The sequence below is a fragment of the Haloplanus litoreus genome (genome assembly GCF_045690335.1).
Classification (GTDB): Archaea; Halobacteriota; Halobacteria; order Halobacteriales; family Haloferacaceae; genus Haloplanus; species Haloplanus litoreus.
This window is the reverse complement of record NZ_CP147874.1, coordinates 552,672-563,326: the sequence shown is the minus strand read 5'-3', so window position 1 is coordinate 563,326 and position 10,655 is coordinate 552,672. Positions and strand designations below refer to the sequence as shown.

Sequence of the window (10,655 nt, the reverse complement as noted above, 5' to 3'; positions counted from 1 at the left end):
CTACGGGAGCGGTGATGGACCCGAGTGCGGTTCGAGCGCGCGCTGCCGACCTGCCCCGCGATCCGGGTGTCTACCTCTTCTACGAGGGCGAGGAGGTGCGATACGTCGGCAAGGCGGTCGACCTCCGGGACCGGGTCCGTTCCTACGCCGACCCGCGGAGCGACCGTATCCGCCGAATGGTCGAGCGGGCCGACCGCATCGACGTCGCCGTCACCGACACCGAGACGCAGGCCCTGCTGCTGGAGGCGAACCTCATCAAACGCCACCAGCCCCGGTACAACGTCCGTCTGAAGGACGACAAGTCCTATCCGCTCGTCCAACTCACTGACCACCCGATTCCGCGAATCGAGGTGACCCGGGACCCCGACGAGGGAGCGACCGTGTTCGGTCCCTTCACCGAGAAGGGCAGCGTCGAGGCGGTCGTGAAGGCGATCCGTGCGGTGTACGGCCTCCGTGGCTGTTCCGATCACAAGTATCGCGGCCGTGACCGTCCCTGCCTCGATTACGAGATGGGCCTGTGCAGTGCGCCCTGTACCGACGAAATCGACGCGACGTCCTACGCCGAGGACGTCCGTGCTGCCGTCCGCTTCTTCGAGGGCGAGACGGGCGCGCTGGCCGACCCGCTGCGACGGGAGATGGCGGCCGCTGCCGAGGCCCGATCCTTCGAGCGCGCCGCCAACCTCCGGGACCGACTCGACACCGTCGAATCCTTCCACGGATCTGGCGGCGAGGCCGTCGCGTCGCCGGCCGACGAGCGCACCGTCGACGTCCTCGGGGCGGCCGTGGAGGGCGACCGAGCGACCGTCGCTCGCCTCCACAGCGAACGCGGCCAACTCGTCGACCGTTCCCGTCACCGCCTCGACGCCCCCGAGGGCGAGGATCGCGTCGAAACCCTTCTCGCGGCGTTCGTCCCCCAGTACTACGCCGACCGGGAACTCCCCGACGCCATCCTCTGCTCGGAGCGCCTCGACGACGACGAGGTGCTCGCGTGGCTCGACGCCGAGGGCGTCGCCGTCCGGGTTCCCGGTGCCGGCCGCGAGGCGAAACTGGTGGACCTCGCGCTGAAGAACGCCCGCAGTCGGCCGGGCCGCGACGACGAGGCCGCTCGCCTCGCCGAGGCACTCGGCCTCGACGGACGGGTCGAACGCATCGAGGGGTTCGACGTGAGCCACTCCGGCGGACGAGCGGTCGTCGGAAGCGACGTCTGCTTCGTCGACGGCAGCGCGGAGAAGACGGCCTACCGGCGGAAGAAACTCACCGAACGGAACGACGACTACGCGAACATGCGCGAACTCGTGAGCTGGCGGGCAGAACGCGCCGTCGCGGGCGAGGACGACCGACCCGATCCGGACCTCCTCCTGATCGACGGCGGTGAGGGGCAGTTGGCGGCCGCCCGGGACGCCCTCGCGGAGGCGGGCTGGGACGTGCCGGCGGTGGCACTCGCCAAGGCGGAAGAGCGGGTGATCACGCCCGAGGGCGGCCACGACTGGGACGACGACGCGCCCCACCTCCACCTCCTCCAGCGGGTCCGCGACGAGGCTCACCGTTTCGCCGTCCAGTACCACGGGACCGTCCGCGACGAGGTGTCGACGGCGCTCGACGAGGTGCCGGGCGTCGGACCGGAGACACGCCGGCGTCTCCTCCGGCGGTTCGGGAGCGTCGAGAACGTGCGCGCGGCCTCGGTCGCGGATCTCCGGGACGTAGCGGGCGTCGGCGAGAAGACTGCCGAGGAACTCTCTCGGCGACTGTGAGCGTGCAGGCGGCGCCGGCCGAAGGGGTCCGCGCTCGCGGGGCGTGGCGCCGCACTCCCGCGAGCACCCCGCGACCGGGCGTCAGAGCACGGTGTGGATGGTCGCGCCATCGGTCGTAAACGTGCGGCTGGGGTCGGGAGTGAGCCGGGGTGGCCGTCGTCGCCCCCAAGCGATCGTGATCGCGGCCGCATACCGCCGGCTGTAGGTCGATACGGATAGCCGTCACCCGAGGTGGCGACTATCTCGAAACAGGAGCCGCCGACAGTATCAGGAGATCTTCTCGTACTGGTCGGCCAGTTTCTCGGCGGCCTCGCCCATCAACTCTTCCTCGTAGTCCTCAAGGTCCCACTCGACGACCGCTTCGACGCCGTTCGAACCGAGTTTGACGGGGACGCCGAAGGCGGTGTCCTCGTGGCCGAACTCGCCGTCGAGGACGATGCTTCCCGGCAGGACTTCGCCGGTGTCCCGGAGGACGGCCTCGACCATGTGGGCGACGCCCGTCGCCGGGCCCCACTCTGTCGCGCCCTTGCGCTCGATGACGTCCATCGCGGACTCCTGCAGGTTGCCGAGGATCTCCTCGCGTTCCTCGGTCGTGAACTCGGGATCGCGACCGTCGACGCGAACCTTCGAGAAGACGGGCACCTGCGCGTCGCCGTGTTCGCCCAGAATCGTCGCCTCGACGTTCTGCACTGGGGCGTCGAACCGCTGGGAGAGGACGTAGCGGAAGCGCGCGGAGTCGAGTCTGCCGCCGAAGCCGATCACCGAGTGTCGATCCCGGTCGCCCGTCTCGTAGAGGTGGCGGTTCAACAGGTCTACGGGGTTCGAGGTGGTGATCGACACGAAGTCGTCGTTGTACTCGGCGATGGAGGAACCGATGTCCTCCATGATGGGGGCGTTGTCGCCCGCGAGGTCGATCCGGGTCTGCCCCGGTTTGCGCGGGATGCCCGCCGTGATGACGACCACGTCGGACCCCTCGGTCGCCTCGTAGCCGCCCTGTCGGATGACAGTGTTCGAGTCGTAGGCAACGCCGTGGTTCGTGTCGGCCGCCTGGCCTACCGTCTCCGCCTCCATATCCGGAATGTCAACGAAGACGAGTTCGTCCGTGATGTCACGGAGTGCGATGTTGTAGCCCGTTGCGGCCCCGACGGTTCCAGCCGCGCCGATGACGCTCACTTTCGTCATTTCACGTACCATTGGCCGCGGATTCCGATTAAACGCTTCGGAACACCCGAATTTCGTCCGCAGTCGGCGAATGATGGGTCGACGACCGTCGAAAATATCGGGCGAACCCCGTGGGGTTTTTCGACCTCGGCCGCCTTCGGTCGTCCATGAGCGGGTTCGACAAGGAGGCCGAGCGCGAGCGACTCCGGGAGAAGTACGAACAGGATCAGGAGAAGCGGGCGGCGACCCAGCGCATGAGCGAACTCCTCTTGAAGGGGGCGACGATGACCAACAGCCACTGTGACTCCTGTGGCGATCCCATCTTCCGCTACGACGGACAGGAGTTCTGCCCGACGTGTCAGGCCGCGAACGCCGACGACGCCGCGTCGGCCGAGACGGAACCCGCCGATCCCCCGACCGAGGACGAGACCGCGGCGACCGACGCCGACGAGACGCCGACGGACGAATCACCCGCGGTGACGGCCGACGCCGTCACCGACACGACCACCCGACATCCCTCGCCCCCCGCCGTCGACACCCGTGAGCGTCGGCCAGCCCCGACGACCGAGCGGGGCACCGACTCGACGGCCGACGCTCGGATGGGCGAACTCGCCGAGGACGACCGGACTTCGGGCGGCGGCGACGCGGCTCCCTCCCGACGTGACGGGTCCTCGCTCGACGACGCCCGCGCGTCGCTCTCGCGGACGCTCGGCAGGTTCGCGCGGGCGGCGGAGGAGACGGACGACCCACGCCGTGCCGAGGAACTGCTGGGCGCCGCGCGCGAGGCCGCCGAGACGCTCTCGGCACTCGACGACTGCCGGTTCTAGCTGTAGTCGCTCCCGACCACGGTCCGGATGCGGTCGGCGGTCACCTCGCCGACCCCGTCGACCTCCAGTAAGTCCTCCTCCCGTGCCGTCATCACGGCCTCGACGCTGCCGAAGTGTTCCAGGAGGGCGCGGGCGGTCACCGGCCCGATGTCCGCGATGGCGCCGACGACGTACTCCTGCTGTTCGTCGAGGGTCTTCGCGCTCTTCTCGCCGTGGACGCTGACGGTCCGGTCGCGCGTCGTCTGTTCGCGCCCCGCGAGCACCGCCAGCAGGTCGGCGGTGTCGCCCTCGCCCTCCGTGCGCAGAACGCTCACGCCGAAATCGACCGTGAGCGACGCCAGTGCACCCCGGATGGCGTCGGGGTGGACGTTTCGCTCCTCGTACAGACCCTCGCCCTCCAGCAGGACGACGGGCCGGGCGTAGTGTCGTGAGAGGTCGCCCACCTGGTCGAACAGCGAGCGGTCGCCGCCGGTGAGAGTGTCGAGGAAGTCCGTGACGGTCTTGCGTTCGATTGCCACGCGGTCCGAGACGACGTAGTCGCCGACCGAGAGCGTCTCCAGCCGGGTCTCGATCCCGTCGCGCGTCGAGAGGTCCCGTGCGATGGCCGAGTCGAGTTCCCGCTGGTCGACGACGATTTCGACCGTCTCGTCGTCGCCCTCGGCGGCCGCGACGACGCCGTCGGGATCGGCGGTCGTCCCGTCGTCGCCCTCGTCGTCGCCTTTCTCCCCGAACGCGGCGAGACCCGGCTGAGCCGTCGCGCCGCCGTCGGCCTCCGTCCCATCGCCGCCGTCGTCGAACGCGTCCAGCGCCGTCTGGCCGTCGTCGAGTTCCGCCGCCATCTCGTCGGCGACGCCTTTCAGCTTCGCCAGTTCGTCCTCCATCTCCCGCTCCCGGCGGCGAGAGATCCAGAAGAACGCCTCGTCGCGGGTGTCCTCCGCCATGAGGACGACGACTCGGCCCTCGTCCTGGCGGCCCGTCCGTCCCTTCCGCTGGATGGATCGGATCGCCGTGGGCACGGGTTCGTAAAAGAGGACGAGGTCCACCTCGGGTACGTCCAGGCCCTCCTCGGCGACGGAGGTGGAGACAAGCACCTCGAACTCGCCGGCCCGGAAGGCATCGAGCGTCTCGCCCTGTTCCGTCTGGGTCATGCCGTCGGAACCGTCCTTGTCGCCCTGCCCGACGAACCGCCGGACGTCGAAGCTCTCGGCGAGGAAGTCGGTGAGCGCCTCGGCGGTGTCCCGTGACTCGGTGAAGACGATGACGCGCTCACCGCCGCCGATGCCGAGCGTCTGGGCCAGCAACACCCGGGTCTGGCGGAACTTCGGGTGGAGGTCGTCGAAGTCCTCGGCTTTCCGCATCGCCTCCCGAACTTTCGGCTCCGAGACCAGTCGTTGACTCGCCTTCGACGCGCCGGAGGCGCGGGCGGCGTTCCGCTGGCGCTCGAAGTACCGCCGCAGCGACTCCACCGACTGCGTCTCCGCGAGTTCGACCGCCCGACGAAGCTTCATCACCTCGGCGTGGATCGACATCCCCTCGTAGCCCTCCGACTGGTCGGCGTCGATGAGGTCCTGTAGCTGTCCGCGCATCCGGTTCAGGTCGCGTTGAGAGAGGTCCGGACTGGTCGTGTTCGTCACTCCGAGTTCCTTCAGGCTCTCCAGTCGGTCGACGATCACCTCGTTGATCGCGTCACGAATCTCTATGACTGCGTCGGGGAGCGTCACCCGCTCCCACTCGACTTCGGTGTCGTGGGTGTACTCGGCCACGTCGGCGTCGTCCTCGGTCATCACCGCCACCTCGTGCAGACCGAGATTCTCACAGACGGTCATGATCGCCTCCTCGTCGCCGCCGGGCGAGGCGCTCATCCCCGTCACCAGCGGGGACGCGGCGTCCGCGTGGTAGCGCTCGGCGATGTAGACGTAGGCGTAGTCGCCGGTCGCCCGGTGACACTCGTCGAAGGTGAGGTGGGTTACCTCCGAAAGCGAGATGCGCCCGCCGATCAGGTCGTTCTCGACGACCTGTGGCGTCGCGATGACGATGCGACTCTCCGCCCAGAGTTCGGCCCGGTCGTCGGGGCGCACCTCCCCCGTGAAGACGGTGATCTCGTCGTCCGGAATCGTGAGGGCGTCGCGGTAGAACGTGGCGTGTTGCTGGACCAGCGGCTTGGTCGGCGCGAGAAAGAGCGCCGTGCCGCCCACCCCGTGCAGTCGGTCGGCGGTCACGAGTAGACTCACCGTCGTCTTGCCGAGACCGGTCGGCAGACAGACGAGCGTGTGGTCGTCGACGGCGGTGTCCGCGAGCCGTCGTTGGTACTCCCGTCGTTCGATGAATCCCGGCGCGAGCAGGGGGTGGTCGACGTACTCGGCGTCGCCGTCGTCGGTAGCCGCCATCGTGCGCGATTGGTCGCCGCCGCGGTTAAGCGTTGGCGAATCGCGGTGAAAGTGAACCCATCCCGTGGTAGCGCCGACACCGACCGGTGGCCGTTAGACGATCTGGTCGCCGTCGTCGTCGTAGAGACGGATGGCGTCGACGGGGCAGGTGCGTGCCGCGAACTCCGCGTCGAGTTCCGCGTCTTCGGGCACCTCGCGGACGAACAGCGCCGGTTCCGTCTCCTCGGCGTCGACCAGGTCGGCCTTCCCGTCGTCGCGGTTCGCCTCGAACGCTGCCCACTCCTCGACGCACTGGTACATGCCGATACAGGTGTCGCGGTCGAACTCGACGTGCATACTGCTCCGTAGTGGGGTCGCAGGCATAGCTGTGGTGGTCCGTACGGACTGTTGTAACTGTGTCTCGGTGGTTCGCCGTGACGGTCCGCCGACCGACGGTACTGACTTACAACAGGCCGTCTCAGTTGGTCGTCGACTTCGACTCGCCGCCGTTGGCCGGGGGTTCCACACCCTCGACTACCTCGGCAATCTCCGTCTCCTTCTCCGTGTCGACGTGCCAGCGGTCGATGCTGTCCTCGTAGGTCGACAGCCGGTCGCTCACTGCGTCCTTCAGTTCGTCGTCGTTGACGTTCACCTCGAAGATGAACTGGTCCGCGTCGCCGCCACGAGCCGTCTTCTGGATGTTCGCGCTCACGAGTTCGTTGTCGAAGTAGTACGGCGCGAGCTGAGTCATCACCTTGCGGTAGACGGTGTCCTCGACTGCCCGGAGCGCCTTCCGGCCGGCCGAGTCGGCGGCGCGGGCGACGTAGTTGATCGAGTCCTGCCAGTGTTCGACGGCACCCCCGTTGTCGCCTTTCTCGGCGCGTTCGTACGACTCGGAGAGCTTCTCGCCCGCCGTTCGGAGGTCCTCGTCGGGGTTCTTCCCGGCCTTCTCGCCTTCCCCCTCCGCGACGCTCGCCTGTTCTGCGGTCTTCTGGTTGACGTCCTCGCCGAGGCGTTCGTGGGACTTGGGGCGCCACTCGTTCCACTCCTCGAACGCCTGACTCTCCGCACCGCCGTCACGGAGCGCCCGCGTGATACGCTCCCCGTGCTCGACGATGTCGGCCCACGTTCCCCGGCATTTGAATCCGGATACACTCTCTTCCATCGCTTGTCAGGCTCTCATGGTGTCTGCGTACAAAATCGTTGTGTGCTATCGGCCGTATGTCAGCCGGGTGGCGAACGCGTCGAGGCGGCGCTTGACTCGCCCCAGCCACGCCGCCGGCGAGACGGTGCGAAGTTGGCGTTCGTCGACTTCGATTCGGGCGCTGCCGAACGGGTCGCGCTCCCGCTCGCCCCCGTCGTCGTTCTCGGACGCCACGCTCACGACCGAACTCATGGCACAACGGCCACAGGCTTCGGTGTCTTTCCCACCCATCGTACACTCACCTACGGCCACTGACGGATTAAAGCTTGTCGTGCGGGTGACGACGGACTTTTGCCTTCGCCACGACAGTGGCTCACGTATGGGCTACCACGTCGTCGATTCGGACGAAGTCGAGCCGGACCCCGACCGCCCCTGTACGCGCCGGTCGCTGTCCGATCCCGCCGGCCTCACACAGATGGCGATCAACCGCTACACGGCCGACCCCGGCGAGGAGCTCCCGCTCGCATACCACTACCACGACGACCAGGAGGAGGCCTTCTACGTCCTCTCGGGGACGCTCCACGTCGACACGCCCGAGGGGACCCTAGAGGCGGGACCGAACGCCCTGCTCACCGTCGAACCGGGCAGCCCGCAGTTCGCGTACAACCCCGCAGACGCCGACGAACCGGTCGACGTCGTAGCTATCGGCGCCCCACCGTCCGCCGACGACGTCCACGCGTACGACCCGTGAGCGACGAGGACGCTGGCGTCAGAACCGGGACCGACGGCGACGCCGTTGCCCCCGAGTCGGACGCCACGGACCCTGCCGTCCCCGACGACGTTCCCGAGTGGGACGACGAGTACGTCGACCGGGTGAGCGACCGCCTGATGTTCAACTACGATCTGGAGCGGGAGTACCGGGTCGACGGCGAGACGTTCGACCTCTACGGCCGCCTCGAAATCCACACGCAGAAGAAGTTCTTCCACCCCGCCATCACCTACGGCCACCACGCCTCCTTCGAACACCTGTTCCTCCGGCGGACCGAGAGTGTCCGGGTGGCGGCTCTCGAACGCCTCGTCGCCCTCGCCGACGACCTGGCGAACCGCTGGATCGAGGCCGACGAGGAACATTACGCGACGGAGTTCACGTTCGTCCTCGTGGTCCCCGACATCCCCGACGAGGTGCGCGAGTTCGTCACCTCTTTCTCCGGCCGCGAGATGCTGAAGTACGGCTACAACGGGTACTACGAGACTCACCTCGCCGTCGTCGCCCCCGACGCGGAGGCGGTCGTGACGAGTCGGCGTGCCGACGTCGGCGAGGCGCTCACCGTCTGGGAACCCATCGAGTCCGGCCGGCCGGGACCGCTCGAACGTCTCAAACGCCGGTTGCTCGGCTGATCGACCCGTCCCACACGCAGTTCCCACCCCGCACACGACCGGTCTGTTACCGTATCGAGCGCAGCGGCGACTACGTCACGCTCACCGTCGTGACGGCGCGATGGCTGGACGCACCGCTCGACCGACTGCTCGGTGCCCTGCGCCACGAAAAAAGTAGTCGCGACCGTCAGTCGTCGTCGGCGGGTTCGCCGCCGTCGGCGACGGCCGCCCCAGTGCCGCGGGCTTCTCGGATGTTGTTGATGCCCATGTAGGCTATCGACAAGGCCAGCCAGACGAGGACCAGGGCGATGATGATCTGGACGGCCGCGGAGGCCATCGCGACGGTCGATCCCCCGTCGGCCCAGTTCCCCTGGAAGAACTTCTGATACAGGTTCTGATACAGCGCCAGATACAGCAGGGCCGTCGTGGTGATGACGAACATGAACGCCATCGGTGCGCCGGTGGAGATGAGCTGTTTCTGGTCGTCCCAGTTGGCGAGCCAGATGGTCGCCACCAGTAGCGCGAGCGCCGCGAGCGTCTGGTTCGCGCCGCCGAACAGCGGCCAGAGGTCGGCCCACCGGCCGGAGGCGACGAGGATGTACGCCGGAAGCACCTGGAGGCTGGCGTTGACGTAACGGTTGGCCGCCACCTCCTGTACCTGCGTCTCGGGCGTCCCGACGAGTTCCTCGATCATGTACCGCCCCAGTCGAACTGCCGTGTCGGTGCTGGTGAGGAGGAAGCTCACGAGCACGAGGCCCATGAACGGCGCGGCGAAGGCCTCCGGAATCCCGAACCCGATGTTGAGGATCAGGCCGCCACCAGCCGCGAAGTTCGGGAGCGCGAGCCCGATACCGCCGCCCGTCGGCACCTCGGCGTACACCGCGACGGTGACGATGGCGACGGTGGCGAGCAGTCCCTCGCCGAGCATCCCGCCGTACCCGATGGTCCGGGCGTCCGTCTCCTTGTCCAGTTGCTTCGCCGTCGTGCCCGAGGAGACCAGCGAGTGGAAGCCGCTGATCGTCCCGCAGGCGATTGTGACGAAAAGCAGTGGGAACAGCGGCAAGGTGGTTTCGACCAGTGCCCCCCCCCAGAACCCGGCGTACGCGGGCACGTTGATGGTGAGCTGCTGGCCGGCCCCGGTGAGCGTTCCGACGATCACCGCGAGCAGCGTCCCGCCCACGCCGGCGTACAGCAGGCTCGACGTGAGGAAGTCACGCGGCTGGAGCAGCACCCAGACGGGGAGGACGCTGGCGATGAATCCGTAGACGAGGACTACCGGAATCCACGTCGCGATGTTGACGCTCCCGAGTACCGGTGGCAGCGGACTCCCCGACAGCAGGACGATGGTTCCCGCCGGATAGTCGCCCGGCACCAGCGCGAGGGGGTACTGGACGCCGATCCACACGCCGGCGAAGACGGCGGCGACGAACGCCATCGTCCCCGGCAGGAAGGGCAAGTCGAGTTGGTAGAGATACACCCCGAACACCAACGCCAAGACGATATACACCAGCGACGCCGTCGCCGCCTGCGGGTAGGCGTTGAACACCACGGCGATGACGAGGCCGAACACCGCCACCACGAGGATGATCGTCAGGAACGCGAACCAGAGGATCATGTCCTTGCCGCGTTCGCCGACGTACTCTCCGATGATGTACCCGATCGACTTCCCCTCGTGGCGCATGCTCGACGTCAGCGCCATGAAGTCGTGTACCGATCCGAACAGCGGATTGCCGATGGCAACCCAGAGGAACGCCGGCACCCAGCCCCAGACCACCGTCGCCGTGATCGGTCCGACGATGGGCGCCCCGCCCGCGATACTCGAATAGTGATGCCCCAGTAACACCGGCTTCTTGGACGGGACGTACTCCTGTCCGTCCTGATACTTGTGCGCTGGTGTCTCACGGTCGTCGTCCAGGTCGACGAACTGAGCGAGGTATCGTGAATACCCCAGATACGCCACCGTGAACGACACGAGCGTGAGCACCACCAGTGTGATAGCCTGTACCATGTGTGTGACCCAAGCTAAATT

General features: G+C 67.6%; 10 protein-coding genes. 4 read left to right on the top strand and 6 right to left on the bottom strand.

All coding sequences use genetic code 11. The features are described 5' to 3' along the window. Window positions 1-14 precede the first annotated feature (14 nt). Window positions 15-1,751, top strand: a complete 1,737-nt coding sequence (locus V8686_RS03160; protein ID WP_379702505.1) for an excinuclease ABC subunit C — start codon at window positions 15-17, stop codon at window positions 1,749-1,751. A 267-nt stretch (window positions 1,752-2,018) separates the two neighbouring features. On the opposite strand, the gene mdh is transcribed toward V8686_RS03160, so the two are convergent. After that, complete coding sequence (gene mdh, locus V8686_RS03155) at window positions 2,019-2,933, bottom strand: malate dehydrogenase (protein WP_379702504.1); 915 nt, start codon at window positions 2,931-2,933, stop codon at window positions 2,019-2,021. Window positions 2,934-3,079: 146 nt separating this feature from the next. Between mdh and V8686_RS03150 the strand changes: the two genes are divergently transcribed. Next, a complete protein-coding gene (locus tag V8686_RS03150) occupies window positions 3,080-3,739 on the top strand; it encodes an Sjogren's syndrome/scleroderma autoantigen 1 family protein (protein WP_379702503.1) in 660 nt (219 codons plus the stop codon). On the opposite strand, the gene V8686_RS03145 is transcribed toward V8686_RS03150, so the two are convergent. From V8686_RS03145 to V8686_RS03130, 4 genes are all read right to left on the bottom strand, one after another. Next, the gene (locus tag V8686_RS03145; RefSeq protein WP_379702502.1) at window positions 3,736-6,126 is read right to left on the bottom strand and encodes a DEAD/DEAH box helicase; all 2,391 of its coding nucleotides are present in this window, start codon (window positions 6,124-6,126) and stop codon (window positions 3,736-3,738) included. The two genes, V8686_RS03150 and V8686_RS03145, sit on opposite strands and share 4 nt — an antisense overlap. Window positions 6,127-6,219: 93 nt before the next feature. Beyond that, window positions 6,220-6,462 carry a ferredoxin gene (locus tag V8686_RS03140; protein WP_379702501.1) on the bottom strand — a complete coding sequence of 81 codons (243 nt, stop codon included), beginning with the start codon at window positions 6,460-6,462 and terminating at the stop codon, window positions 6,220-6,222. Window positions 6,463-6,583: 121 nt separating this feature from the next. After that, window positions 6,584-7,270 carry a DUF5828 family protein gene (locus V8686_RS03135; RefSeq protein ID WP_379702500.1) on the bottom strand — a complete coding sequence of 229 codons (687 nt, stop codon included), beginning with the start codon at window positions 7,268-7,270 and terminating at the stop codon, window positions 6,584-6,586. A gap of 45 nt (window positions 7,271-7,315) precedes the next feature. After that, window positions 7,316-7,540: a hypothetical protein gene (locus V8686_RS03130; RefSeq protein WP_379702499.1), complete on the bottom strand. Its 225-nt coding sequence runs from the start codon at window positions 7,538-7,540 to the stop codon at window positions 7,316-7,318. Between the two features lie 88 nt (window positions 7,541-7,628). Between V8686_RS03130 and V8686_RS03125 the strand changes: the two genes are divergently transcribed. Both V8686_RS03125 and V8686_RS03120 read left to right on the top strand, forming a co-directional pair. Beyond that, entirely contained in the window at window positions 7,629-8,000 is a 372-nt protein-coding gene (locus V8686_RS03125) for a cupin domain-containing protein (protein WP_379702498.1), read from the top strand. Further along, complete coding sequence (locus V8686_RS03120; RefSeq protein ID WP_379702497.1) at window positions 7,997-8,647, top strand: hypothetical protein; 651 nt, start codon at window positions 7,997-7,999, stop codon at window positions 8,645-8,647. The genes V8686_RS03125 and V8686_RS03120 overlap by 4 nt, the downstream gene beginning before the upstream one ends. 166 nt (window positions 8,648-8,813) lie before the next feature. On the opposite strand, the gene V8686_RS03115 is transcribed toward V8686_RS03120, so the two are convergent. Next, window positions 8,814-10,634, bottom strand: coding sequence for a carbon starvation CstA family protein (locus V8686_RS03115; RefSeq protein WP_379702496.1), 1,821 nt, complete (start codon window positions 10,632-10,634; stop codon window positions 8,814-8,816). Between the last annotated feature and the right edge of the window lie 21 nt (window positions 10,635-10,655).